This is a genomic window from Candidatus Leptofilum sp., assembly GCF_965223285.1.
Lineage (GTDB): Bacteria > Chloroflexota > Anaerolineae > Promineifilales > Promineifilaceae > Leptofilum.
This window is the reverse complement of record NZ_OZ244997.1, coordinates 2,110,842-2,136,536: the sequence shown is the minus strand read 5'-3', so window position 1 is coordinate 2,136,536 and position 25,695 is coordinate 2,110,842. Positions and strand designations below refer to the sequence as shown.

Sequence of the window (25,695 nt, the reverse complement as noted above, 5' to 3'; positions counted from 1 at the left end):
TGGTTAGCCTTGTTTGAAGGTGGCTTCCTGAATGATTTGGAACACAGTTTCTACATGCGGGGGTTGCAAGATGCCAAAATGGTCAGTGGGGAGCGTATGGTAGGCGGAATCTTGGTGAGCTAACTGTAGCCACCGCCAACGAGGGTCATCTGGGGTGCGGTTATGGTGCAGAAAGAGGCGAACACGGCCGTTTATGGCCACAGCCCCATAATTATCCCACGACTTTCGACTGACAAAGTGCAAAAAGTAGGTGTCGCGCCATCTTACGGGTATTGGTTGGTTCAGCGTAAGCAGCAGGTTGACGGCCGTTACCTGCCATGAGCGTCGCCACCCTTTGGCATCGTTGCGCAGCTTGATGAACGGCCGTTTCATTGCCCACTTTAACCGGCCCAGGCGGGCTCTGAGCGAGTAAGATAACGTATCGTTGGCAGACAGCATTTGGCTGATAGGGGCTTCATAGGCCGTGAATGAAGGGGCGTTGTGCAAGGCTGGCGGCCCAGGCTCTATGAGTAAAACCTCATGCACCGTTTCACCCATCGCTTCCAACTGTCGTGCCATCTCCATCACAATCGAGCCACCAAAACAAAATCCGCCAATGACGTAAGGCCCGGTTGGCTGGACGTAGCGCATCTCTGCCAAATAGTCTGCCGCCATTGTAGCAATCTCCGGTGGATTCAAATGTCTGCCTTCCCAATCATTGGGCTGAAACGCATAAAAGGGGCGGTTGGGGCTAAATTGTGCTGCCAGCTTATCAAACAGGAAGATGTGGCCCGCTCCACCATGCACAAAGAAAAGCGGTTGAGCCTCTCCTTTGGGTTGCATGGCCACAAGCGTTTGCAACGTCTCGGGCTTTTCATCTTGGTCAATGCGTTCTGCTAGCTGCGCCACGGTAGGCAGTTGGAAAATAGTGCCGATTGGCAGGCGGACATCGAACCGCTTTTCAATATGAGCAAACAGCTTGATAGCAAGTAGCGAATGTCCACCAAGCTCAAAAAAGTTTTGATGCACACCTAAAAGATTGACCCCCAGCACTTTTTGCCAAACTTGCACCAATTCTTTTTCTGTTTCACTATTTGGCGGGTCATTTGTGGGCAGATTGTTTTGTGCTTCTTTTGGATGAGGCAATGCGGCCGTATCCAGCTTACCGTTGGCTGTTAATGGGAGTACTGGCAGAGGGATGATCGCCGCAGGCACCATATATTGCGGCAGATGATGGCCCAGGTAAGTACGAATATCCGCTGTTTGAATGCTGGTTTCATCCGGCGCGGTGACATACGCGATTAGCTGTCCGTCATTGGTTACTTCATTTGTGTGAAGATGCACGTATGCTTGGTGAATGCGCGGGTGCGCTGATAGCTGCTGCTCAATTTCAGAAAGCTCTATGCGGAACCCCCGAATTTTTATTTGGCGATCCTCTCTGCCAACAAAAGTGACGGTGCCATCTGGTAAATATCTGGCCAAGTCACCTGTGCGGTAAACGCGTTCGTCTGCTGTTTGGTGCAGAGGATTGGGTTGAAAACGGCCGTTATCTACCAGCCCCACATAGCCACGCGCCAAGTACCGCGTCCGCACATAAATTTCTGCCAGCTCCCCAATGCCAGCGAGACGGCCGTTGCGGTTCACAAGCAGCAGCTGAACATCATCAATCCCCCGCCCCAGAGGGATAGTTTTGGATTCTATTTCATTTTGCAAGCTGGCGAGTGGAATGACATGATGCCCCATCGCCTGAGGGGTTTCTGTAGCCCCATAAAAATTAACGCAGGTGGCAGCCGGGGCCAGCCGTTGAATGCTGGCAACATGCTGGTGAGTTAACGTCTCGCCGCCAAAAATGGCGTAGCGCAAGGCAGGCAGCTGCAGCGAACCGCCCACCCCCGTGGCAATCATTTGCGACATTGCCGGGGTGAGGTGGGTTACGGTGATGCCTTCCTGTACTAACCAGTGGGCAAGCTCGCCGGGCATCATCTGCTCAAGGTTGGGAATGTGCAGCGTGGCTCCCAAAACCAGCGGGGTAAAGATGTCTCGCAGCAGCGGGTCGTGGGCCAGCCCAGACAACAGGCTGAAATGATCGTTGGACTGGAGGCCAAAGCGATTTGTGTACCAATGGATGAAGTGGGACAACGGCCGTTTCGTCCCCATGATTGCTTTTGGCTGGCCCGTCGTGCCGGAGGTGAAAGCCAAATAGGCGAGGGCATCTGGCGCAAACGAAATTTGTGGGTCGGTGGGAGGGTGGTGGGCCAGCGGTGAATTTGGGCTGGCGGGGTGTGTGGGTAACGTGATCTTGCTGCGCAAATTCAAATCGGCCAAATAAGTTAACAATTGCTCGTCTGGCTGACCAGCGGCTTCCAGCTGAATCCACCCTTTGATATTGGCGATGTCCAGGTAGCGGAGCAGGCGTTGCGGCGGATATGCTGGGTCTAGCACGACAAAGGCTGAGCCTGCCCGCAAAATTCCCAAAATAGCCCACAGCAGGCTGGCACTGCGATGGCCGTAAATGGCCACAACGTCTTCTGCCTGCAAGCCATCACTGATCAGCTGATGAGCAAGCTGATTGACAGATGCCATGAGCTGCTGGTAGGAGGTACGGTCGTATGCATCCACCACCGCAGCTTTGCCAGAAAACTGCCGTGACCGGGTGGCAATTTGTGCCAACAGAGAGCCATGCCACTCAACTGGCAGTTCAGCTTGGGGATTGGGCAGTAAATCAACAGTTTCTGGTGTCACAAGTGAATAATCCCATAAGGATAGAGAAGGATTTGCCAGCACCTGCTCTAGCAGATATTGGTATTGGGCCAACATCGTTTGGATGCGTGCCCCGGTAAACAGTGCTTTGTTGTAAACGGCCGTTAACCGCAACGAATCAGCCAAAGTTTCCACGTAAAAGGTGAGGTCAAATTTAGAGCCGATTTCTGGCAAGGGCAGCATTTGTGTGGTGATGTTCGGTAACGATAGGCTCAATTCGCCCTCTGTGAGCATGTTGAACATCACCTGAAAAACGGGCGTCCGGCTTGTGTCCCGCTCCGGCTGTAGCTCTGCCAGCAGCAGCTCAAAAGGCACATCCTGATTGTCGTATGCGTCTAATGCGGCCTGGCGCACCTGTGCCAATAAATCGGTAAAGCACATAGCTTCAGTTGGGAGCTGCGTACGCAAGGCGAGCGTGTTCAAAAAGCAGCCAAATGTTCTCTCAATCCCCTGCTGGTTACGCCCAGCAATCGGTGCGCCGACAATCAAATCATCCTGGTTGGTTTGCCGATGAAGCCACAGCTTGAACACAGCTAGCAAAATCATAAACGGAGAAACTTGCTGTTGTTGGCTAAACTGCCGCAGCTGCGCGCTAATCTTGGTAGGTATATGAATGGCATTTCGCTGGCTGGCACTGCTTTGCACGTTGGGGCGAGCAAAATCTGTGGGTAAATCGAGCGGCGGTAGCGTACCTGCCAATTTTTGCCGCCAGTAGGCCAGTTGGGAAGCAAAGGTTGGATTTTCTAGCTGCTCCTGCTGCCAAATCGCATAATCAGCATATTGCAGGGGAAGCTCGGGGAAGTTAGGCTCTTGCTCGGCGGCAAAGGCGGCATACGCTTGAGATAGCTCCTGGCAAAAAATGTCCATCGACCAGCCGTCGGCAATGATGTGGTGGAACGTCAGCAGTAGCATATTTTCGTCTAGCTTTAGCTGGAGCAAGCGGAACCGCCACAGTGGCCCGGCGGCTAAATCGAAAGGGGTTAGTGAGATTTCATCTTGGTGATCAGTGACGGCCGTTTCCTGTTCATCCCCAGACAAACCACGCAAATCGACAACTGGCAGCAGCCCGGCAGCTTCTGGCACTGCCTCACTTACCTGCTGCAAAGGCTGCCCGTCCTCTACCAGAAAAGTTGTGCGCAATGCCTCATGCCGGGTAATGAGTGTAGTAAGGCTCTGACGCAGGGCCACGACGTTCAGCGGGCCATTCAATCGGAAGAAAGCGGGGATGTGGAAGGTGGCTGTGCCGGGATGCCACTGCTCCAAAAACCAGATGCGCTGCTGGGCATAAGATGCAGGCATGACAAAAATATCAAAATCAGATGAAGCAGCTTGCGTCATTTCGGAAACGGGCAATTCGGACGTCATTGTTTTATCCCTGACGGCGATACGCATCCCGTGAGGCGCGACGAATGGTGGGAGAGGGGGCTGCGGGTTGGGTTTGCTGCGCTTGAATAACTGCGCCAGCCAAAGCGGCCACGGTGGGGGCGTTGAACAAATTTTGCAGCGGCAGTACAACATCAAACGTTTGCTGCACGCGGGACATGAGCTGTGTGGCCAGTAAAGAGTGACCACCCGATTCAAAAAAGTTGTCATCACGCCCAACCTGCGCTTGTTCCAGCAGTTCAGCCCAAATGTTGGCGATGGTCATCTCTGTTTCGTTTTGGGGCGGGGTGTAAGCCGCCTGACTGGACGCTGCCAGGGATGAGTCGGGCAATGCCTGACGATCCAGCTTGCCGTTGGGCGTGCGGGGTAAGCTGTCTAGCGTGATGAAGTGGCTGGGTACCATGTAAGCGGGTAGCTGGGCTGCCAGATGCTGCCGGATGGTGTCGATATCTGGCGTGGCGTGCGACTGCCAAACGAGGTAGGCAATCAGCTGTTCGCCGCCAGTGCCAGATTTGTGAACGCGTACGGCCGTTTCCACCACAGTCGCATGGCTCTTTATGACCGATTCAATTTCCCCCAGCTCAATGCGAAAGCCGCGCAGCTTAATTTGCTGATCAACCCGGCCTAAAAATTGCAAATTGCCATCCGGTAGCCAACAAACTAAATCGCCCGTGCGGTAAAAGGTGTCGCTTGGGGTGCCTGGACACAGCGTCACAAATCGCTCTGCTGTGAGCTGGGGACGCTGCCAATAACCGGTAACAACACCCGCCCCCCCCACGTACAGCTCCCCAGGCACGCCAACGGGAACGGGCTGCTGGTGGGCATCCAGCACGCGCACGGCCGTATTCGGGATTGGTTTGCCGATGGGAACGCTGCTCCCCTGCCAATCCGGTTCAATTTGGTAAACCGTTGACCAAACGGTGCCTTCGGTGGGGCCATATTCGTTATAGAGCATGGTGTGCGGCAAACGGCCGTCATGTGCTTGCACAAGCTGGGGCGGGCACGATTCCCCGGCGACAATCACGTCGATTAGCGACTCTAGCTGGGCGGGGGCTGCACCCTCAAGCAGCAGCGTGTAAAGTGAAGGGAGTGCCAGCAGGTGGGTAATCTTGTTTTGCGCGATGATTTGGGCCAGTTGCTGCACGTTTTGCTCCTGCCCTGGCTGCGGCAGCACCAGATGCCCGCCCTGGCTTAACGCGCCAAAAATGCCCACAATCGAGCTATCGAAAGCGACAGAGGAAAGCAGCAAAAAGCGTTCTGGCTTGTGGGGGTAATAATGGTGTCGCGCTAATGTGGCGTGCCGCAGATTGCGGTGGTTCACCATCACCCCCTTGGGCTTCCCAGTAGAACCAGAGGTGTAAATAATGTAGGCGAGCGCGTCGGGGTTGGGCGGTACGGCCGTATCGTCGGCGGGCCGTTGGGAAATTTGTGGCCGCTCTGCTTCGATGTCTACTAGCGTCACGCGTCCGGCGAATTGATCAGCCATCGGTTTTTGGGTGAGCAGCAAAGTCGCCTGTGCATCTTCCAGCATCCAAGCCAGGCGTTCCGCCGGGTAGGATGGGTCCAGCGGTACGTAGGCACAGCCCGCTTTGTGGATGGCCAAGATGCTCACAATCATCTCTGGCGAGCGAGGCAAATAGAGGGCAATGCGGTCGCCTGGGTTGGTGCCTTTGGCTTGCAAATAATGGGCAAGCTGGTTGGCTTGTTCGTTGAGCTGGGCGTAGGTGAGCTGCTGATTGTGGCTAGAAACGGCCGTTGCCGTCGGCGTCTCTTGGGCGAATTTTTCAATCAGGCTGTAAATGGCGTCGGGGCGTGAGCCAAAATCAACGGGCGGTGGCTGTTGCCACGCGGCCAGAGTTGTTTTTTCGTTGGCAGTGAGTAAGGGTAGGTGGGCAACGGCCGTTTCTGGTGCAGCCACAATGCCTGTTAGCAAAACTTCAAAATGAGCCAGCATCCGGTCAACCGTTGCGGCTGTGAATAGGTCGGTGCGGTATTCGATGGCGGCGGTGAGCGTCCCATCTGCTTCGGTAACAAACAGCGTCAGGTCAAACTTGGAAACCCCGCCATCTACCGGCCGCCGGGTGAGGGTGGCGCCAGGCCAGTTTGCCAGCACCGGCTCCTCTTTTTGGTACACAAACATCACCTGGAAGAGTGGATTTGTGGCCGGGTTGCGCTGGGGTTGGATGGCCTGGACCAGTTGCTCAAAGGGCAGCTCTTGGTGGACAAACGCATCCAGCATCGTTTGGCGGGTTTGAGTGAGCAGGGTGGTAAACGGCCGTTCCGCCTCAATTTGGCCGCGGATGACCAGCGTGTTCAAAAATAGCCCGACTAAATGTTGGGTTTCAGGTTGGCTGCGGTTGGTAATGGGGGTGCCGATTAGAATATCTGCCTGCTGGCTGTAGCGGTGCAGCAACGTTTGGAACGCGGCCATTAAGGTCATGAATAGCGTGGTTTTATGCTGCTGAGACAGATGGCGCAACGCTGGCAGTAGCTTAACAGGTAGGGTTTGGCGGCGCATCCCGCCGTGGTCTGAGGCGGTGGCGGGGCGGGGGGAATCGGTTGGCAGCTGTAAGTGGGGCAGCTCCCCGGCAAGCTGGTTTTGCCAGTAGGTTAGGGCATCGTCGAAACGGCCGTTTGCCTGCTGGCTGCGCTGCCAATGGGCATAATCGGCGTAGGTGATGGGTAACTCTGGCAGGGAGGGCGTACTGCTTGCCAACGCGGCCTCATACGTTTGGCGCAGTTCACGCCACAGCTGTTCCAACGACCATTCATCCCCAACGATGTGGTGCATGGTCAGCAAGAAAATGTGCCGCTCCGGAGCGAGTTTGAGCAGGCTGCTTCGCAGCAGTGGGCCACTTTCCAGGTTAAACGGCCGTTGCGCTTCAGCAACCGCCAATTTTTCTACTTCGATCTCTTGTTCTTGCGGTGGTAGTGACTGCAAATCTTGAAAGGGTAATGGCAAAGTGAGTGACGGGACCACAACAGGCACAGGCCGCCCGTTTTGGTTGCGGAAGGCGGTTCGCAAGCTGGGATGCCGAGCCACTAGCTGGTTTAAGGAAGTTTGCAGTGCGGTGACGTTGAGCTGGCCTTGCCATTCAACCGCTTCGTGCATGTTGTAAGCAGTGCTGTTGGGGGTTAGCTGCTGCAAAAACCAAAGCCGCTCCTGGGCAAAGGAAAGCACGGCGGGTTCATCCTGTGGTTGGCGGGGGATGGTTGATGGTTGTTGGGTGGGAACGGCCGTTTGCTCCCCACGCAGCCGTTTTTCCAGCAGGGCACGCTTGGCTGGGGATAAATTTGCGAGTCGGTCAGACAGTGAAGAGCGATCAGCCACAATAGTTCCTCTAATTCAAGTTTGCCAGCAATGCAGCTGCTTCTTCGTCACTCATGGATTCAATTTCGGCCAGCATCTGATCCTCGACGGCGGCGGCCAGCTCGGCCACGGTGGGTGCGCCAAAGATTGTTTGCAGCGGCAGATTCACGCGGAAGGTGGTAGCGATTTTGGCTATGACCTGCACCGCCGCCACGGAAGCCCCACCAAGCTCAAAGAAATCATCGTGGATGCCAATGCGGCTCCGGTTGAGCGTTTGGGCCCAAATGCCAGCCAGCTTGGCTTCTGTTTGGGTTTGGGGTGGCGTGAACGTGCTGTTGAGAAGCGGCCGTTTTTCATCTGGATGGGGCAGGGCGCGACGGTCTATCTTGCCATTGACCGTCAGCGGCAAAGCGTCTAGCTGAATAAAGTAAGCAGGCATCATAAAGTCCGGCAGCCGTTCACTCAGAAATTGACGCAGTTCGGAGATAGATAGGGAGGATTCGGCCGTGAAGTAAACCGCCAGCCGATTTTCGGTACGATCCTGATGCCGGTAGCGCACTTGATACCCCACCTCGTCCAGCATTTGTTGAACCATCGGCAGGCGCATCTCATCGTTTAATTCGTGTAGTGCCTCGTCGCGTGTTTTATGCCCCAAGCGCACGTCCCAACTGTATGGGAGTGCATAATTGTGGTAACCCTGCTCCGCTTTGTGGACAAATATGCCCGCTTCGTTAATCAAGCAGTTGGTAGAGCGACCCGTGTCTTCTGGCTGAATCCAGGGCACTTTGTCTTCCAGAAAAGCGTACAGTTCATGCAGTTTCACGTCTGAGTAGCGGAAATAATCGACAAACTGGATTTCCTGAAAGACCCGGTCATCCTGAAAAATTTCCACGTCCAGTAGCTGTGCGACGGCATCATCGACCCGATGGTACAGCTTGCGGGCTTCGGTGATTGCGTGATCCATCTCGGCCACGTCAAAAATGCGGTTGCGGAACAGGCCATCGAGCCGGGTTTCAAACAGTTGCCCCCGCGACAGGCCAGTGACGATGGTGCCAATTCCTTTTTTGCGAGCCAAGTTCATGCTGAGGGTGTAGATGGTTTTGTAGCAGCCGTGGCAGACGTTGCTGTGACGCATCAGGCTGTCTTTGAAGATGGCGTTCATGTGGGGCGTCTGGCCAATGATGAGATCAACGCCCAGGTGGCTGGTGACGCGGCGCACGTTGGCCAGCGCATCCTCAGAAATAAAGCCATTGTCCAGCGAGAACGCCAGCACTTTGAGACCGCGATTGACCAGTTGGGCCAGCACATAGGTGCTGTCCTTGCCGCCACTGAGCAGCATCAGGCAGTCGTACTCGCCCGTGCGATTTGCTTTCATTTCAGCGACTAGCTGCTCAAATTCAGCCAGCGTCTTGAAATATTGGTTTACCTTGCCCGCAAACTGGTCGTAAGCCAGGCACATATTGCAGACGCCGGCATCATCGAAGCTGGTGTCTGGGTAAACAGAGGGCAGCCCACAGCGGAGGCAGTAGCTTAGTGCAACTGGTGCCGAGGGTTGCTCAAACTGCACCGCGTTCACCACCACATCGTTAATCTGCGGATGGGCAGTCAGGGCAGCTTCAACTTCACCTAGCTCAATGCGTGCGCCGCGAATTTTCACCTGGTCGTCTTGTCGCCCTAAAAATTGCAGCGTGCCATCTGGCAGCCAGCGGGCTAAGTCGCCGGTGCGGTAGAGGCGTCCATTGGGCACAAAGGGATTGTCGAGGAAGCGAACGGCCGTTAGCTCTGGCCGATTGAGGTAACCACGGGCAACGCCCCGCCCGCCAACATACATCTCGCCGATGACGCCGGTTGGCACTGGCTGGTGTGCTTCATCCAATAGGTAAATTTGGCTGTTGGCAATAGGGCTGCCGATGGGTACGGAAAGGGCTCGATCGGTGGCGGGATCGTACTGGTGCGTCATGCAGCCCACAACGGTTTCTGTGGGGCCGTATTCATTATAGATTTTGACGCCGTTGGCAAACTGCTGGGTCGCAGTCTGAGCCAAGTCTGTCTTGAAATCTTCGCCGCCCACAATCAGTTTTTGGATGCGCTGGGGCTGGCTGCCATTTTCCAACACCAGGGCCAAATGGGCTGGCGTGAGTTTGACAACATCCACCGCATCATCCTGAAAAACGTGTAGCACTTCCAAACCCGGCGCAGCCAAATCTTCAGGATAAATGCGTAGCTGCCCGCCGCTGATGAGGGGCAAATAGATGGAGGTAATGGTGAGATCAAACGCCAGGGATGAAAATAGCGGAAATGAATGCGGCTCCCCATGCAAATATGCTTCTTTCGCCCAAACCAGATAGTTGTGCAAGCCTTGGTGGGTGATTAGCGTGCCTTTGGGCGTGCCGGTGGAGCCGGAGGTGTAAATGACATAGGCTAAATCACTCTGCTGGGGCAGGGTGGTTGGTGGCGAGGTGGGTTGGGTGGCAACGGCCGTTTCCCACACCATTTCTAAATTAATGCAATTGTCCGCATTGGGGAGGTTGGCTTGAACGGCGGTTTCCGTCAAAGTGAGCCGCGCTTGTGAATCTTCCAGCAAAAAGCGGAGCCGCTCGGTGGGGTAGGCCGGGTCTATGGGCAGATACGCCCCGCCAGCTTTTAGCACCGCCAACATGGCCACAACCGCCCGCCAAGAGCGGCGCATACAAATCGCTACCAAATCTTCGGATTGAATGCCCTGCGCCCGCAAAAAATTTGCCAATTGATTGGATCGTTTGTGCAGCGCAGCAAACGTTAGCGTCGTATCGTCATCAACAAGGGCAATGCTTTCTGGGGTTTGCCGGGCCTGGGTTTGTAACAGATCGACAGCAGTTTGATTTGGTGGCAGGGAAACGGCCGTGTCGTTAAACGCTACCACCTTTTCAGCATATTCATTCGCAGACAGCAGCGATATTTGGCTCACGGGCTGCTGCAAATCGTCTAAGCAAGCGTCCTGGACGCGCAAAAAATGGTCAATCGCCTGTTGGCGATCCGCTTCCGGGAACACGGTGGTGTTGAAGTCAAAGTGGATTTCAAACGCGCCAGATTCATCAAAATCATGCACCTGTAGCCGCAGCGCATGGCTGCCATCCCCGTGGTCGGCATGAATCCACTCCGAGCGCATCGGCATGTCGGCAAAATCGCCATAAGAGACGTTGACGTAATTTAGGAGTACATCATACGCTTGATTGGAGACGGCACTGCTGCTGCCGGGCTGGGCGTAGCGCAGGCTCTCGTACACATCATCCATCACTTTTTCTACGAGCGTGAGGAAGCTGTCATCTGGCGTGATGGCTACCTGCAACGGACTTACCTCTATAAAAAGGCCGATAGTTTGCTTAAACGTGGGCGTGGGCCGGTTGTGAAACGGCGTGCCTAGCCGAAGCCTGTTTTCACCGCTGATGCGATATAGGTAAGCAAAAACCACGCTGGCAAAAAATGAAAAGCGGGAGAGGTCGCGGGAGATGGAGCGAATGCCATCTGCTTCGGCCGCTTGCCGAATACGTGCCGACCGCGCTTCTCCCAAAGGAACGGTGTAGCGGACCGTTTCGGTGCTGCGGGAGGTTTGCTGGCTGTAAAATGTTTGGGGGGCAACGGGCTTAGCCAATTTGTCATCCCAATAAGCCCGATCTGCCTGGAAGTCGTCGCTGTGGCGGTAATCGCGCTCATGCGCCACATAATCTTGATAATTGGGGAGGGGAGAGGCGGTATGCAAACGGCCGTCTCGCACTAGCGCATAATAACGGCTCATCGTCTGATATACCAAGGCCGTTGACCAGCCATCGGTGATGAGGTGGTGTTGGTTGAGATACCAAACAAACCGCTCATCTGCAAGCCGGATGAGGGCTATGTCAAAAAGCTGGTTGGCTAAATCCAAGGCCTTCCCCTTTCGTTTGGCCACCCAGTTTGCCAGCTCTTTTTCAGGGTCTGGCGTTCCGCGGAAATCCAGCAGTTCCAGCTCAAATTCGGCAAAATCCTTTACTCGGCTTTGGGGAACACTTTCCACTACGTCAATCACCGTGCGGAGGGCATCGCTGTGCGCCAGCAGTTGACGCCACGCTTGCTTGAAGTGGGCAACTTTAACTGCACCGTCGATGCGGAACAGCTTCACCATGTTGTACAGCGGGCTGGCAGGCGCAAGCTGCTGACCCAGCCACATCAAAAACTGGGCGTTGCTCAAGTTCGACTGCTGGCTAAATGCGGCCGTTGCTTCTTCGCCCAGCAGTTCTTTGTTATCAACGCTTGCTTGCTCCTGAAAATTGAACAAATTCACTTAAGTCGTTCCTCTAAGTCAACCGTTTTTCCAAATATTGTGTCATCGCGTCTACCGAGCGAAAATGCTCGATGATGATGTCTCGCGGCGGAATTTTGATTTGGAACGTTTTTTCCATGAACGCAGCAATCCGCAAGACACCATGTGAATCAACCAAACCACTAATGAGTAAATCAAAGTTTGCCGTTAAATCAACCGATTGCTCTGGACGGTTGTTCACAAACTTGGTGCGGATAAAACTTAATAGCTGATCTTGAAACTGATTTTTCTCTGGCAAACTTCCTGCTCTCCTATAATTCCAATTCTTTGGCAATGATGAGCCGCTGAATGTCTGAGGTGCCAGAGTAGATGACCCCGCCAAAGGCGTCGCGCACATCCCGCTCTACGCCAAACTCGCGCATGTAGCCATAGCCACCATGAATCCGCATAGCATCCAGGCTGTTTTGCAAGAACGATTCGCTGATGTGCAGCTTCGCCATTGCCGCCGCTAAAGTGGCATCTGCATCTATTTTTTTCAGCCAGGCAACTTTGTACAGTAGCATTCGGGACGTTTCCAGCCGTACCTGCATGTCAGCAATTCGGTTGGAGATGGCTTGGAATTTGCCAATGGATTGACCAAACTGCTGTCGCTCTTTGGCGTACTGAACGCACGTTTCGAGCTGACGTTCCATGGCGCCAAGCTGGCTGGCCAGAATGCCGCTCCGTTCCCATACCATGCAGCTGCTATGAATGGCAACCCCGGCTCCCTCAGGGCCTAAGCGATTCTCTTCAGGGACAAAGCAATCTTGCAAAATCAGTTCGCTCATGGGGGAAGTGCGTAGCCCCATTTTGTGGAGATCGTTGCCCACGCTAAACCCATCGGTTGTTTTGTCTACCAAAAAAGCGGTGACTCCCCAACGGCCGTAATCCGGGTTCACCGTCGCAAAAACCAGCACCATGTCGGCAACAGAGGCATTGGTGACAAACATTTTGGTGCCATTTAGTCGGTAACCACCGTCCACCTTGGTGGCCCCGGTGCGCAAGCTGTAAGCATCGGAACCTGAATCTGGCTCAGAAATGGCGTGCGCCCCAATGATTTGGCCGCTGGCCATGCCCGGCAAATACGCCTGTTTTTGCGCTTCTGACCCCATCGTGAGGATGGGTAACTGCACGGCCCACATTTGAGCATTTAAGGCAAAGGTTAAGCCATTGTCTTCACAGCCATACCCCAGCCCTTCCATCACCAACACGGTGGTGAGAATATCCGCCCCGCTGCCACCGTACGCTTCGGGCATTGGCAATCCCTGAATGCCAAATTCCGCACACTTTTCCCACTTGTCACGCGGGAAAATTCCGGCCTCATCCTGCGCCAAAATGTCGTGATTGAGCGTGCTTTGGGCAAACGCAATGACGGTTTGCTTGTAAGCTAATTGCTCTTCTTGCCAGGTAAAATCCATCGTTATTTATCCTCAGAACCTGACGAGAATTATTCGCTGTTGGGAACACAGCTTTCGCTAGCTGTGTCGCTGTAGAAACAATCGTAAACGGCTTCGGCAAAGTAGTTGTGTCCGGCCGGGGTGAAGTAGCTGTAGGCGTCGTCAAAATAAAGCGCACGAATGTCGGACGAGGTGAGATTTTCTGCCTGCATGTAGCTGCCCATTGGCAAAATGGGAATGCCTTCGGACTCCGCAAAGGTCACTAACGCTTGCTCTGCATAAAACAGGTCATACTCATCTACCACTGGCACCCAGTTGCCATCTGGAAATTGCTCATAAAAGGCGGGCGGAAAAGCTGGGATGGTTACAATGCGTAGGCGAGCCTCATTTTCTGCTACGAAATCATCTATGATTTGCAAAAGACGTTTGGTTGTTTCGATGCCGGACGCTTCGTCATTGCTTCCATCTTGGGTGAACGTAAAGCCTTGGCTAACGGCCGTTTCAAATACAATGTCCCAATCGCTGTTGTGAGTTGGCACCCAGGGGCGTGGCTTCCGCCAAACAACGCCTTCTAACTGACGATTGGTATATGGATTTTCTGCTTCTGGCGCAGCAAACACCGGGGTAGAAGCACCAAACAACCCCCGAACAACCGATGCGGTCAGATAGTTGCTTTTGAGACGGTGCCACAGATAAAAAGGCTCGTGGCTGCGAATGGAAAGATGCTGTGAATCATGCCATGCGTTATAGCTGGCAGATTCCAATCGTAAGGCGTCTTCGTCATCCACGTAGTAGAAAAAATATTCTTCTTGTGGCTTGGTGACGTTTTGAAAATCGTTGCCCAAATTGATAAAAACCACATATTCATCCGGCGCAAAATATTCAGCCGCATATTCGGTTAGCTCGCGATGGGTGCCGGGTCCAAACCCCGGCATTGCAAAGGCCATCACTTCATTTGGGCCATCTTCAGGCTCTCCTCCATTGAGCAATGAGTCGAGCGTAACGCCAAGATTCTGTTCCGGGTGTACCTGGAGTCCTTGAATGTAACTATCGCCTATGAGGGCAATGTTGTTCAAGGCGTCATCTTCACGGAAGTCGGTGTAATACCAGCCGTACCGATTGGTGGTAGTGTTGATGGTTTCCTGGTCTGTGTGGTAGATACGGCCGTACGGCACAAACAGCCCATTTTGATGTACCACAGACGAAGGTAAAAGATTGGCTACGGCTAATAGCTGAAACACAATTTCAACGGCCGTTAATGCGAACAGCGGATATGCAAAAATCTTGCGCCACCGCTGCTGTTTGCCAAAATCATCCCAATTAGCAAACAAAAGCACGAGCACTACCATACCTAGCATTGCCAAAACGCACATCTGAAACACTGAATATTTGGTAAAACGATCGTATTCAGAGGTGATGACAAAGGCCACAATGAAGAACAAAATAATTCCAGAGGCCAGAACTGGTTTTCGCTGAATGGCCGCAACCCAGCCCTTTAAACGTTCGATATTCTTTTGCAACAAAAAGAAAGGGAAAACGAAGAAGAGTAAAGCGTAAACTACCAAGAAGGCAAAGTAGCCAACAGAATATTTGCCCAAAATAGCCTGTGAAAATTCACTGGATTCGTTGATAAGATCAACAAAACCAAAAATCCAGAGCATCATGGTAATGATCACCATGAGAATCCACCCTGGATTATTGATTTCAATTTCTTGCTCAGGTTGTTTTGTGATCTCTTCAGCACTCATTTACGGTTTCCTGATTGGTGATAAAAATGCTAGTAACTCATGTTACGCAGCGTAGATTTCAAAAGTCTTGCTTCTCTCTGGTGATGAGCGAATTGTCTTGAAGACTTTTGAAATCTTTTCCAGAGTAAGTGCGTAACATCAGCTAGTAAGAAAGATCAGAGAATTCCGGTGATAATGAAAATACCTAGAATCGAGATGACGCCACCAGCTATTTGCAAGGTGCGTGTGCCGCGCTTGTTGCGAATAGCCATCATGCCTAGCAATGCCCCGATAACGTGCAGGCCAACGGTTGCCACCAGGAAACCAGTTACGTAAGCGATAGTTAAGCCCAGCGTATTTGTGATTTCTGGCAATTCTGTGCCGTGTGCGTGCCCATGAAACAGGCCAAACAACGCAACGATGGACATAGCCAACCCTATTGGCAGTCCTTTGTTTGCGGCGATAGCAATACCCAGAAGGATGACAGACCCAGCAATACCAATTTCAACTAGTGGCAGCGGCACGCCGACTAATCCCAGAATGCCACCTACAGCCATGATGCTGACAAATGTGGCCGGGACTGTCCAAATTGCTTTGCCACCTAGCTGCGCGCTAAGTAAGCCTACGGCAACCATTGCCAATAAATGGTCTAAACCCAAAATAGGGTGCAAAAAGCCAGATACAATACCCCCGCCACCGACTGTGTGCATAAAGATTGTTCCAAACAAGGTCATAATTTTCTCCAAAATGATGAGGATAATTCAAATATTTGAGTCTTTTCAGCGTGAGGAATCCTATTCCCTCACTCTTTATTACGATTGGATTTGTTTTTTGTACTTATTGTTTTTTGAATCACTTTTTGGGTTCTTCTATTTTGAAGGCAGAGTTGTCTGAGGTTTACAAAAAAAGAACTCACAAGATTGCTTGTGAGTTCATAATCATTTTGAGATTTATTGACTGTTTATCCTGTTGGCAGCCTTCCCATTTTGCCTAAGACCCATTTCATACATTTATGGAAGGGGTCAAAAAACATCATGGGGCATCCGCCATCAATGACAGTGATGCCATTCTCGCGGCAAACGGCCGTTCCTTCGTTAGAGACGCTGGAGGGCGCGAAGGTATTGTTGTGCATCCAGACGCGGGGCACGCTTGCTGCCACACAATCTTGGGCGATTTGGGCACTATGCTCTGGCTTGGTCACCAGCATGGCCCCGTCCACACCGCCGGGGATGGCCTGCATGTTGGGGAAGCAGGGATCGCCTTCTACTGTCTCTGCATTGGGATTGACGGCAAATACCTCATACCCTTTGTCGCGGAGGGTACGGTAAATGCCGTTGGCCGTTTCATTAGGATTCCGCGAAACACCAGCTACCGCAATCCGTTTTTGTGCTAAGAACTCTTTCGCTAACGCTTCAAATTGACTCACTTTTAGCTCCTTTGATCAGCATGTGACCACACATCAGAATCATGAAGCGTATTGCAGCGGTTGTCCAGTAAAAAGTGATCTGAAAAATGGTGATCTTTGTCATTTTTAGGCAGAACATCCCTCCATTGACGCCCCGAATCGCTATTGTATAATCAGGCGTACAATAAAATATTAACCTTCGGGGCAGGGTGAAGGCGTGTTTTAACAAACACGTTTAATTCCCGACCGGCGGTGAGGCCCGCGCAGGCCAAGCCCGCGAACCAGGTTTCGGTGTTCAGTAAACCGTTACCAGTAATCAGTAAAAAGTTGCCAAATTGATTACTGAATACGATTATTGATTATCGGACAAAGGTTGATCTGGTGAGATTCCAGAGCCGACAGTATAGTCTGGATGGGAGAAGGTAAACGAGACGTGCTGCGTTTCTGTTTGTCATGTTGCAAATTGATGCCCCACAAGACTGTGGGGCTTTTTCGTGGCATCGTGAATGAGAAACGGCCGTTTCCACTATGCAGTCGTTGGATATTATTGTCCAACCCTGCTGCCTCGTGCGCAGCTTCCCCTTGCCCCAACAATTTTGTGAGGAATTTATGACGTTGTTACGTCGGCAGCCTGTTTCTGTAACGGTGACTATCTCGTTTGTGCTGCTGCTACTGTTGTGGCAAAGCGTGGTTTTGGTAGGGGCTTATGACCGATTTATTTTGCCTGGCCCCGTCGATGTGGCTCGGCAATTTGGTAAGGTGGTGGCAGACGGCCGTTTGCTGCGCCACAGTCTTATTACGCTAAGTGAAGTGATACCCGGTTTGCTCATTGGAGCAGGGATTTCGCTGCCGCTAGGCTATTTGCTGGCCAAATCCCCTCTTGCCGAGCGTCTCATCTCTCCCTATCTCATCGCCTCTCAGGCAATTCCGGTGATAGCCATTGCCCCCCTGCTTACCATCTGGATCAGCTCCACTTTCTGGGCGCGCGTGCTGGTGGCGGTGCTGGTCGTCTTTTTTCCGGTACTCATCAACATCATTGCCGGTTTACGATCGGTGCCGCGTGAGCTGTACGAACTGATGCACGCGCTGCAAGCAACGCGCTGGCAAATTTTCCGCAAGCTGGAGTGGCCCGCTGCGCTGCCAATCGTGCTGGCTGGCCTCAAACTGGGTGCTACGCTCAGCGTGATTGGCGCGTTGGTGGGGGAGTTTGTGCAGCCCAAAACCGAGGGGCTGGGCTATTTGCTCATCACAGCTCGCTATCAATTTAAAACAGATTTGGTCTTCGTGGTGCTTTTTACGCTGGCAGCAATTGCGCTCACCCTTTATGGATTGGTGACGTTGGCAGAAAAGAGGCTGCTGCGCTGGCAAAAAAATCAATAGTAGGGAATGAACATGAAATCTAAATGCTTTCGCATAATCATTGTGTTGTTAACTTTATTTTTATGGCTCACAGCCTGTCAGGCAGATCAGCCGGTCGTTGATGAGCCATTTGCTGATGACCCGTCAGCAGAAGAAGTGATCAATATTCGGCTGCCGATGGGTTTTGTGGCCGATCCGCAATATGCGCCATTTTATGTGGCTCAGGAGCGTGGTTACTTTGCCAATGCCGGTTTTGTGGTGGAATTTGATTACAGTTTCGAGACAGATGGGGTAGCCTTGGTGGGTGCCAATGAGCTGCCTTTTGCCATTGTCAGTGGGGAGCAAGTGCTGCTGGCCCGGGCGCAAAACATACCGGTGGTGTATATAATGGAATGGTTCCAGAAATTCCCTATTGCGGTGGTGAGCAAGGCTGAAAGTGACATTTTTTCACCAGAGGATTTGCACGGCCGTTCCGTCGGTCTCCCCGGCTTTTTTGGTGCCAGCTACGTAGGCTACCTGGGGCTGTTGGCGGCCAACGATTTGCAGCCAGAGGATGTAAACGCCAGCGATATTGGCTTTAACCAGGTGGAATCGCTGCTGGCTGACCAGGCGGAAGCGGTTGTTGGCTACGCCAATAATGAGCCAGTACAGCTTGCCGGGCAGGGGGAAGCTGTCAACGTCATTCTGGTTTCGGACTACATCGACATGGTGGCCAACGGCATCATCACCAACGAAACAATCATCGCTGAAAATCCTAAATTGGCAGAGCGATTTGTGAGGGCCGTGCTGCGCGGCCTGGCAGACACGCTGGCTGACCCGGACGCTGCCTTTGAAATCAGCAAGAATTACGTGGAGGGGTTGGAAGACGGCCGTAAACCTGTCCTGGAAGCATCGTTACCCATGTGGCAGGCTGAGACGCTGGGCCTAACGGAGTTGGCTTCCTGGGAAAACACCCAGCAGGTGTTGCTGGATGCAGCTTTGATGGATGAACCGGTGGCGGATTTAACGGCCGTTTTTACCAACGACTTTGTCCTTGCCAACAATGAGTAACCCTCCTTTCCTCATCGCTCAAAACGTGAGCCACGTATTTGAGGATAAGCAAAAAGTGCTGGCCAATCTTTCATTTGTGCTGCCTACGGGTGGCTTTACCGCGCTGGTGGGGCCATCTGGGGTGGGTAAATCGACGCTGGTGCGGCTGCTGGCAGGGTTGCTACGGCCGTCTTCTGGCAAAATTACGTATGTTAACCAGCCAAACGGCCAGCCACCCACCACGGGCCTCATGTTTCAAAAAGATAACCTGATGCCCTGGCGCACGGCCTATGAAAATGTACGGCTCCCGTTAGAAGTACAGGGCATGACGGCGGATGAAGCGGATACGGCCGTTCATGAAATGTTGGCACTGGTCGGTTTAACCAATTTTGAGCACAGTTATCCGGCGCAGCTTTCTGGGGGGATGGCGCAGCGGGTGGCCTTGGCACGGGCCTTGGTACATCGGCCGTTGCTGCTGTTGCTAGATGAACCATTTGGTGCGCTGGATGCTCTGACGCGGGAGCGAATGGGGCAGGAGCTGCTGCGTATCTGGGCGGCATTGCCCGTGACGGTGTTTATGGTGACGCACAGCATTCAAGAGGCGGTGCTGTTAGCGGATGAAGTGGTGGTGATGGGCGGCCAACCGGCAACTATTACCAAGAAGATTCAGATTCACCTGCTGCGACCCCGCACCATTGAAATGCAGGGCGACAAGCAGTTCCAGCAATGTGTGTGGGCGGTGCGTCAAGCAATTGAGGAAGTAGAAAACAGGGTATAAAAAAACCTCCCGAATGGTTTGAGCATCCGGGAGGTTGGTGATTAAAGAAGGTTATTCGGTGGAAGCGGCCGTTTCCGACTGTACTCCATCGCGCCGCCCCCAGCGTCGCCAGAAAAATCGCCCAACCAGCCAGAGCGGAACCCCCACGATGAGCAGCAGCGGCAGCAGGTAAATCACAAACCAGATGCCAAATTCTGCCACGTCCTGTAACGCTTCCACCAAAGAGTCAACGGCATTGCGGAAAACAATTGCTGGACGCCAGCTTGTGTCAATCGGTTGTGCGGCTACATCGGGCGTCAGGTCTACCGTGATGGTGGAGAAGGAAGCGGATTGGCTCAGGAACTGCAACCGTCCCTTCATCGCTTCAATTTCGCTTTCCAGACGGCTTAATTCCTGATTGACGGCTAACGCTTCTTCAACGGTTTCTGTTTCATCCAAAAAGCCACGCACGCGAGCGGCCGTTGCTTCCAAATTCTCCAGCCGGGCAGAAAGGTCCACATATTCCTCAGTGACATCCTGGCCAGAGGTGCTTTCGTTGCGTACTTCTACAGCCATGCCGCGCAATGCCTCCAGCGCACTGTTGAAGCCAGAAGACGGCACCCGGATAGTAATATTGCCCGTCTTGGTGTTTTCGTTGTATTGGAAGAGGGAGCTGTTCACCACCCAGCCACCGTTTTCCTCTGCCATGCGGCTGATGGTGGCCATCGCTTCTTCTGTGTTAGATACAACCAGATGCATGTTAGCCGTGCGGATGATGAGGCGTTCCTGGGTGACTTGAATGTTCACGTCACTGTTGCCAGTGCTAACGCCAAAATCGCCTTCGCCAGCGAAGGAAGCATCACTCATGGATTCTTCGGCCGTTAAAAAGTCACCAGAATCGGCTGTGTCCATTGCTGCCATTGGTTCTTCAAAAACGGCACTTTCGCTCATGGCGGCACCACCACAGGCAACCAAAAGAATAATTAAAAGAGTCGCTGCAAGAAGGAATGATTTTTTACGTGTCATGATCGTGCTCTCCTGAAATTAGAAAATAATGTGCTTCTAGAGAGTAAAACGATGGGGAGTGCCAATAGGTTCCAGCAATTTGGGGAATTGGATCGGGGTGGGCTAAACGCCGTAGGCCAGCCGGTTAACTAGCCGCTTGGGCATACCAGATCGCTCCATGCGTTCTTGCACTTCACGCACGGGGTAAGCCACACGCTGATAGCTCCAGGTCATGTCGTCTGTGTCTAGCAGGGCATAGGCGGCACGGGGGTCAGAGTCGCGGGGTTGGCCAACGCTGCCAGGGTTGATGATGAGGCGATGTGGGCCAAGGGGTTGGCGGTCTTCGCGGCCGTGGCTGTAGCGAGGTGGATGTACATTGATGCGACGGTAGCCGTTGAGATGTTCCTCAAACATCACGGGAACGTGGGTGTGGCCGACTAAACAATACTGTGTTTCAAACCAGTTGAAGTTTTCGGAGGCGGTGAGGGGGTCCAGAATGTATTCCCAAACGGGATGGCGCGGGCTGGCGTGGGCCAGGGTAAATTTGCCTTCAATCTGTTTGGGGGGCAGGTTTGCCAGGTAGCTGCGTGTTTCTTCGCTGATTGCTTCCCGCGTCCAGGTGATGGCGTATTTTGCTTCTCGATTGAACGATTTAATATCTAAATTCCCCAACACGGCCTGATCATGGTTGCCAGAGAGGGCGATATGATTGTGCTTTTGTAGTTCCTGGGTGCATTCGTTGGGGTCTGGGCCATAGCCAACCAGATCACCCAGGAACCAAATGAGGTCCCACTTGTTTTTAGCGTGCTCTAGCACGGCCTGAAAGGCGGTCAGGTTGGCATGAATGTCAGAGATGATCAGAATTCGCATGAATCGTTTGCCCGAAAAAATTTGCTCCCCATATGGGATGTTCAATTATGATACCATGATCGAGGGGAGAGGGTATAATAAATCAGCCGTGAATTTATTGGATGGGTGACTAAATGGCTATATTGGATCGCTGGACAATAGATTTTGTAAGCAGCAGCGTGGAGCAGACAACGCGGCTGGGCGTGCGCCTGGGCGAATTGCTTGAGCTGCACGATCTGGTTTGCCTGTCTGGTGAGCTGGGTGCGGGCAAAACGGCATTCGCACGGGGAATCGGGCGCGGCTGGGGCACCGGTTTGCGCGTGACCAGCCCAACATTTACGTTAGTGAATGAGTACCCCCGGTTGGCAGACGGCCGTATCCTGTACCACATCGACTGCTATCGGTTAGAAGCGGCCGTTGACCAGATGACGGCCGGGTTGGGAGATATTATTTTTGGTAACGGTGCAGTCATGGTGGAATGGCCAGAGCGCATTGAATCGTTGCTGCCAGAAGACCGCCTGTGGATTGCGTTAACCTACGTGAGCGAGACGCGGCGGAAGCTGCGTATTTCGGCCACGGGAGAGCGTTCAGCGGAACTGCTGGAAGATTTTAAGAAGCGTGCATTTGGAGTTTAGTTAGATGATTTTAGCGATTGATACGGCGACGCGCTGGCTGGGCATGGCATTACACGACGGTACGGCCGTTTTGGCAGAGACGGGGTGGCGTTGTTTGAACAACCATACCATTGAACTTACGCCTAACCTACAGGTGATGATGCAGCGAGCCAATGTGTCGGTGGCAGATTTAGAGGGGATTGCGGTGGCCGGCGGGCCGGGGTCGTACACTGGTTTGCGGGTGGGCATGGCCTTGGCCAAGGGGCTGGCTCTGGCCAACCAGATACCGCTGCTGGGCATTTCTACGCTGGATATTGTGGCGGCGGCGGTTGGGCCCTTTCCGGGACAGCTGTGGGTGGTGGCGGAGGCTGGCCGTACCCGCATTTGCACTGCGCCGTATGAATGGAAAAACGGCCGTGGCTGGCAAACTGAAGAAATGCCTGTGATTGAGAGCTGGGACTCCCTGCTGCCAACTTTAGAGGGGCGGGTGACGTTTGCTGGTGAGATTACGGCTCAGGCGGCCAAGCAGATCAGAGCCGCTGACCGCACCTTCCAAATTTTGCCCCCGGCAACGGCCGTACGCCGGGCGGGTTATTTGGCGGAGCTTGGCTGGCAAAGGCTCCGCGCTGGAGACGTAGACGACGCCCAGACGCTGGCCCCAGTTTACTTGCGTGATCCCGCTGGCAATTAATATCGTTTCTCTCAGATGCTGATCCCACCAAACCCATTTTGGTTACGCGCCATGAAAATGGTGGATATTCCCGCTGCGCGCGAGGTAGATCGCCTCTCTTTCCCCACGCCAGCCCGTTCTGGGCTGTTTGAACATGAGCTAGCGGGAAATAATATTGCCCATTATCAGGTGCTGTGCGCGAATGGAGCGTTGATTGGTTTTGCTGGATTTTGGCTGATTGCTGATGAAATTCATATCAGCACCATTGCCACCCACCCAGCTTGGCGTGGGCGTGGGCTAGGCGAGTTATTGTTGCTGAACCTGCTGTTTCTGGCCTACACCTTGCCCGCCACCATGGTGACGTTGGAAGTGCGCCGCAGCAACGAGGTGGCGCAGAAGCTGTATCGCAAGTATCAATTTGAAGAGGTGGGAATGCGCCCGCGTTATTATCGCGACACGGGGGAGGATGCATTGTTGATGACAATGCCGCTGCTTAACGCGCGTTACCACAACTTTTTGGAGAATCAGCAGGTGACACTGTTCCAGCGACTGTTGAGTGAGGCTTAACCAGCCGCGATTTGTATAATTTGGTAAGTAAGATAGCGTGATGCGCTCTCTCAGTTGAGACGCTTTGCAGTGGCGAAAATCTAAAAATAAGGAAGAGCAGGAATTAAGGATGAAATTTTTTATTACAGGTGGGGCAGGCTTTATCGGTTGTAACAGTGCCGACCACTTTTTACAGCAAGGGCATGAGGTTGTTGTCTTCGATAATTTGTCACGCAAGGGTGGCCCGGCAAATTTGGAATGGCTGCGTTCACGCCACGGCGAGCGGCTTGCTTTTGTGCGTGGCGATGTGCGGGAGTATGAGGCGTTGGCAGCAGCGATTGGCGGCGCAGATGTGGTGCTCCATCTGGCGAGCCAGGTGGCGGTAACCACGTCTGTGCAGGACCCGCGCGAGGATTTTGAGATTAATGCTTTGGGGACGTTTAACGTGCTGGAGGCAGTGCGACATCATGCGCCAGAAGCGGCCGTTTTGTATGCATCTACCAATAAAGTGTATGGGGGCATGGAGGGGGCCAAGGTAACATTGCAGAACGGCCGTTACCAATATGCTGAATTTACCCAGGGCATCCCCGAATCGTATCCGCTTGATTTCCATTCACCCTACGGCTGCTCCAAAGGGGCTGGCGACCAATATATGCTGGATTACGGCCGTATTTACGGCTTAAAAACAATCGTCTTCCGACAATCCTGCATTTATGGCCAGCGGCAGTTTGGCGTAGAGGATCAGGGTTGGGTGGCTCATTTTGTCATTGCTACCGTGAAGAACCGACCCATCACCATTTATGGCGACGGCAAGCAAGTGCGCGATTTACTGCATGTGCAGGATTTAATTCGCGCATATGAGCTAGGCATTGAGCAAATAGAAGCGCGGCGCGGCGAGGTGTACAACATTGGCGGTGGTCCGCAAAATACGCTCTCTATCTGGACAGAATTTGGGCCGCTGCTAGCTGAACTGGCTGGCCACGACGTATCGACCAAGTGGGGGGAATGGCGGCCAGGGGATCAGCGCGTGTTTGTTACCGATGTACGCAAAATAAGCTCCCAGTTGGGTTGGCAACCGACGCTTTCACCACGACAGGGGATTGAGGATTTATACAGTTGGGTAGCCAATCATCCTGAACTGTTTTAGCCAGAGACCCTTGGCTTGGTACGCTGGTGTCGTGAAGAAACCGAGAATTGCCAATACGTACCCCCTTTTTCCCATTTTAACTAGATGATGTCACGCTCTATTATTAGGGCATGAGCAAACGTCTGGAAGGTATCGAATTATTAGATTACGTGCTGCGGGTGAGTCGGCATATGGCTGAATCCCACGCGCTGGCACCACTTTTGGCGTATACCATCGACAAAGTATTGACGCTGGTGGGGGCTGAACGTGGCTACATCGTGCTGAAAAACGACGATGGCTCGATTGATTTTCGGATCAAGCGGGACAATAAAGGGAATGATTTGCCGGGTACCACCGACGAGATTAGCTACTCTATTTTGGAGCAGGTGGTGCAAACCGGCGAATCTGTCGTGCTGAGCGACGCCATGCACGATCCACAGTTTGGCACAGCCCGCAGCGTTATGGCCTTGCGGCTGCGTTCCATTATGTGTGTGCCGCTCATTACGCGTAACCGAATGATTGGGGCTATTTATGTAGAAAACCGCTCGGTGCGCGGCCGTTTTCGGGAATCTGATTTAGCCCCTTTGCAGCTTTTTGCCAACCAGGCGGCCATTGCTATTGAAAACACAGAGCTTATTGAGAATCTAAAAATTGCCAATGATCATCTTACTGAACTGGATGAGCTGAAGAATAACTTCATTATTTTGGTATCTCACGAACTCAAGACACCGTTAACGGCCGTTTCGACCAACGCCCAACTGATGAATATGATCATCGAAAAGGCAGGCCTGCATGATGACCCCATGCTGAACCGCACGGCAGCGAACCTGGACAAAGCCACAGAGCGTATGCGGCTCGTTATTGATGAAATTGTGCAATTTTTCCGCATTACCTCCGGCCAGCTAGAGCTATTTTTTAACAAAACACGTGTTCAGGACGTCATTGATCCAGTGATTCACAACTTGAGCGACATCTGTAGACAGCGCAACCTGACGATTCATGTATCTGACATTAAAACGTTGCCAAAACTCAATGCTGACTCGAAAAAATTGAAAATTGTTTTCAACAACGTCATTGGCAATGCCGTGAAGTACACCCCAGACGGCGGTGAAATTTGGGTGTCTGGCCAGTGTCTGGATGATGGACAGGTAGAGATTCAGGTACAAGATACCGGCATTGGCGTGCCGCTAGACGAGCAAGCCCGTGTGTTTGATATGTTCCATATGCTGGGCTCGGTGGATACCCATTCGACGAGTAAGAGTGCCTTTCGGGGAGGTGGGTTTGGCCTGGGTTTGCCCATTGCTCGTGGGATTGTGGAGGCACATCACGGCTGCATTCGTCTAGAAAGTCCCGGCTGTGATGAAGAAAATCTGCCCGGCACAACGTGTACCGTTACGTTGCCTGCCCTCATGCCGGTGGCCATGGAACCAGAACTCGCCTGATCTGCTTGCTGAACTGTTAATT

At 53.0% G+C, this 25,695-nt stretch carries 18 protein-coding genes and 1 riboswitch; of the genes, 8 read left to right on the top strand and 10 right to left on the bottom strand.

What is annotated here, in order from left to right; genetic code table 11:
- Positions 1 to 3 precede the first annotated feature (3 nt).
- From ACOQPU_RS09835 to ACOQPU_RS09800, 8 genes are all read right to left on the bottom strand, one after another.
- Entirely contained in the window at positions 4 to 4,104 is a 4,101-nt protein-coding gene (locus ACOQPU_RS09835) for a non-ribosomal peptide synthetase (protein WP_420644938.1), read from the bottom strand.
- Between the two features lie 4 nt (positions 4,105 to 4,108).
- A complete protein-coding gene (locus ACOQPU_RS09830) occupies positions 4,109 to 7,453 on the bottom strand; it encodes a non-ribosomal peptide synthetase (protein ID WP_420644937.1) in 3,345 nt (1,114 codons plus the stop codon).
- A 10-nt stretch (positions 7,454 to 7,463) separates the two neighbouring features.
- Entirely contained in the window at positions 7,464 to 11,729 is a 4,266-nt protein-coding gene (locus tag ACOQPU_RS09825) for an amino acid adenylation domain-containing protein (RefSeq protein WP_420644936.1), read from the bottom strand.
- 13 nt (positions 11,730 to 11,742) lie between these two features.
- Positions 11,743 to 12,006: an acyl carrier protein gene (locus ACOQPU_RS09820; protein WP_420644935.1), complete on the bottom strand. Its 264-nt coding sequence runs from the start codon at positions 12,004 to 12,006 to the stop codon at positions 11,743 to 11,745.
- A gap of 13 nt (positions 12,007 to 12,019) precedes the next feature.
- Positions 12,020 to 13,165 (bottom strand): acyl-CoA dehydrogenase family protein, encoded by a 1,146-nt coding sequence (locus ACOQPU_RS09815; protein WP_420644934.1) that lies wholly within the window; start codon positions 13,163 to 13,165, stop codon positions 12,020 to 12,022.
- 29 nt (positions 13,166 to 13,194) lie between these two features.
- On the bottom strand, positions 13,195 to 14,892 hold the full coding sequence (locus tag ACOQPU_RS09810) for a hypothetical protein (protein ID WP_420644933.1): 1,698 nt from the start codon (positions 14,890 to 14,892) through the stop codon (positions 13,195 to 13,197).
- A gap of 155 nt (positions 14,893 to 15,047) precedes the next feature.
- Positions 15,048 to 15,605 carry a HupE/UreJ family protein gene (locus tag ACOQPU_RS09805; protein WP_420644932.1) on the bottom strand — a complete coding sequence of 186 codons (558 nt, stop codon included), beginning with the start codon at positions 15,603 to 15,605 and terminating at the stop codon, positions 15,048 to 15,050.
- A gap of 227 nt (positions 15,606 to 15,832) precedes the next feature.
- Positions 15,833 to 16,297 (bottom strand): CoA-binding protein, encoded by a 465-nt coding sequence (locus tag ACOQPU_RS09800; protein WP_420644931.1) that lies wholly within the window; start codon positions 16,295 to 16,297, stop codon positions 15,833 to 15,835.
- A gap of 170 nt (positions 16,298 to 16,467) precedes the next feature.
- A riboswitch (FMN riboswitch) is annotated at positions 16,468 to 16,704 on the top strand.
- A 181-nt stretch (positions 16,705 to 16,885) separates the two neighbouring features.
- Here ACOQPU_RS09800 and ACOQPU_RS09795 point away from each other — a divergent pair.
- The 3 genes from ACOQPU_RS09795 to ACOQPU_RS09785 are packed head-to-tail and all read left to right on the top strand — an operon-like array spanning position 16,886 to position 19,442.
- A complete protein-coding gene (locus ACOQPU_RS09795) occupies positions 16,886 to 17,656 on the top strand; it encodes an ABC transporter permease (RefSeq protein WP_420644930.1) in 771 nt (256 codons plus the stop codon).
- Positions 17,657 to 17,668: 12 nt separating this feature from the next.
- Positions 17,669 to 18,685 carry an ABC transporter substrate-binding protein gene (locus ACOQPU_RS09790; RefSeq protein WP_420644929.1) on the top strand — a complete coding sequence of 339 codons (1,017 nt, stop codon included), beginning with the start codon at positions 17,669 to 17,671 and terminating at the stop codon, positions 18,683 to 18,685.
- On the top strand, positions 18,678 to 19,442 hold the full coding sequence (locus tag ACOQPU_RS09785) for an ABC transporter ATP-binding protein (protein WP_420644928.1): 765 nt from the start codon (positions 18,678 to 18,680) through the stop codon (positions 19,440 to 19,442). The genes ACOQPU_RS09790 and ACOQPU_RS09785 overlap by 8 nt, the downstream gene beginning before the upstream one ends.
- 51 nt (positions 19,443 to 19,493) lie before the next feature.
- Here ACOQPU_RS09785 and ACOQPU_RS09780 read toward each other — a convergent pair whose 3' ends face one another.
- Positions 19,494 to 20,447 carry a DUF4349 domain-containing protein gene (locus ACOQPU_RS09780; protein WP_420644927.1) on the bottom strand — a complete coding sequence of 318 codons (954 nt, stop codon included), beginning with the start codon at positions 20,445 to 20,447 and terminating at the stop codon, positions 19,494 to 19,496.
- A 102-nt stretch (positions 20,448 to 20,549) separates the two neighbouring features.
- Positions 20,550 to 21,296: a metallophosphoesterase family protein gene (locus tag ACOQPU_RS09775; RefSeq protein ID WP_420644926.1), complete on the bottom strand. Its 747-nt coding sequence runs from the start codon at positions 21,294 to 21,296 to the stop codon at positions 20,550 to 20,552.
- Positions 21,297 to 21,409: 113 nt separating this feature from the next.
- Between ACOQPU_RS09775 and tsaE the strand changes: the two genes are divergently transcribed.
- From tsaE to ACOQPU_RS09750, 5 genes are all read left to right on the top strand, one after another.
- Positions 21,410 to 21,910: a tRNA (adenosine(37)-N6)-threonylcarbamoyltransferase complex ATPase subunit type 1 TsaE gene (gene tsaE / locus ACOQPU_RS09770; RefSeq protein WP_420644925.1), complete on the top strand. Its 501-nt coding sequence runs from the start codon at positions 21,410 to 21,412 to the stop codon at positions 21,908 to 21,910.
- A 4-nt stretch (positions 21,911 to 21,914) separates the two neighbouring features.
- Entirely contained in the window at positions 21,915 to 22,580 is a 666-nt protein-coding gene (gene tsaB / locus ACOQPU_RS09765) for a tRNA (adenosine(37)-N6)-threonylcarbamoyltransferase complex dimerization subunit type 1 TsaB (RefSeq protein ID WP_420644924.1), read from the top strand.
- Between the two features lie 51 nt (positions 22,581 to 22,631).
- A complete protein-coding gene (rimI, locus tag ACOQPU_RS09760) occupies positions 22,632 to 23,126 on the top strand; it encodes a ribosomal protein S18-alanine N-acetyltransferase (RefSeq protein WP_420644923.1) in 495 nt (164 codons plus the stop codon).
- 109 nt (positions 23,127 to 23,235) lie between these two features.
- Positions 23,236 to 24,252 carry an NAD-dependent epimerase/dehydratase family protein gene (locus ACOQPU_RS09755; protein ID WP_420644922.1) on the top strand — a complete coding sequence of 339 codons (1,017 nt, stop codon included), beginning with the start codon at positions 23,236 to 23,238 and terminating at the stop codon, positions 24,250 to 24,252.
- A 110-nt stretch (positions 24,253 to 24,362) separates the two neighbouring features.
- Positions 24,363 to 25,673, top strand: a complete 1,311-nt coding sequence (locus tag ACOQPU_RS09750) for an ATP-binding protein (RefSeq protein WP_420644921.1) — start codon at positions 24,363 to 24,365, stop codon at positions 25,671 to 25,673.
- Positions 25,674 to 25,695 lie beyond the last annotated feature (22 nt).

Coding starts and splice junctions, on each gene's coding strand:
- ACOQPU_RS09835 (WP_420644938.1), bottom strand. CDS start 4,104: ATGACGTCCGAATTGCCCGTTTCCGAAATGACGCAAGCTGCTTCATCT.
- ACOQPU_RS09815 (WP_420644934.1), bottom strand. CDS start 13,165: ATGGATTTTACCTGGCAAGAAGAGCAATTAGCTTACAAGCAAACCGTC.
- ACOQPU_RS09810 (WP_420644933.1), bottom strand. CDS start 14,892: ATGAGTGCTGAAGAGATCACAAAACAACCTGAGCAAGAAATTGAAATC.
- ACOQPU_RS09805 (WP_420644932.1), bottom strand. CDS start 15,605: ATGACCTTGTTTGGAACAATCTTTATGCACACAGTCGGTGGCGGGGGT.
- ACOQPU_RS09795 (WP_420644930.1), top strand. CDS start 16,886: ATGACGTTGTTACGTCGGCAGCCTGTTTCTGTAACGGTGACTATCTCG.
- ACOQPU_RS09790 (WP_420644929.1), top strand. CDS start 17,669: ATGAAATCTAAATGCTTTCGCATAATCATTGTGTTGTTAACTTTATTT.
- ACOQPU_RS09785 (WP_420644928.1), top strand. CDS start 18,678: ATGAGTAACCCTCCTTTCCTCATCGCTCAAAACGTGAGCCACGTATTT.
- ACOQPU_RS09780 (WP_420644927.1), bottom strand. CDS start 20,447: ATGACACGTAAAAAATCATTCCTTCTTGCAGCGACTCTTTTAATTATT.
- ACOQPU_RS09775 (WP_420644926.1), bottom strand. CDS start 21,296: ATGCGAATTCTGATCATCTCTGACATTCATGCCAACCTGACCGCCTTT.
- tsaE (WP_420644925.1), top strand. CDS start 21,410: ATGGCTATATTGGATCGCTGGACAATAGATTTTGTAAGCAGCAGCGTG.
- tsaB (WP_420644924.1), top strand. CDS start 21,915: ATGATTTTAGCGATTGATACGGCGACGCGCTGGCTGGGCATGGCATTA.
- rimI (WP_420644923.1), top strand. CDS start 22,632: ATGAAAATGGTGGATATTCCCGCTGCGCGCGAGGTAGATCGCCTCTCT.
- ACOQPU_RS09755 (WP_420644922.1), top strand. CDS start 23,236: ATGAAATTTTTTATTACAGGTGGGGCAGGCTTTATCGGTTGTAACAGT.
- ACOQPU_RS09750 (WP_420644921.1), top strand. CDS start 24,363: ATGAGCAAACGTCTGGAAGGTATCGAATTATTAGATTACGTGCTGCGG.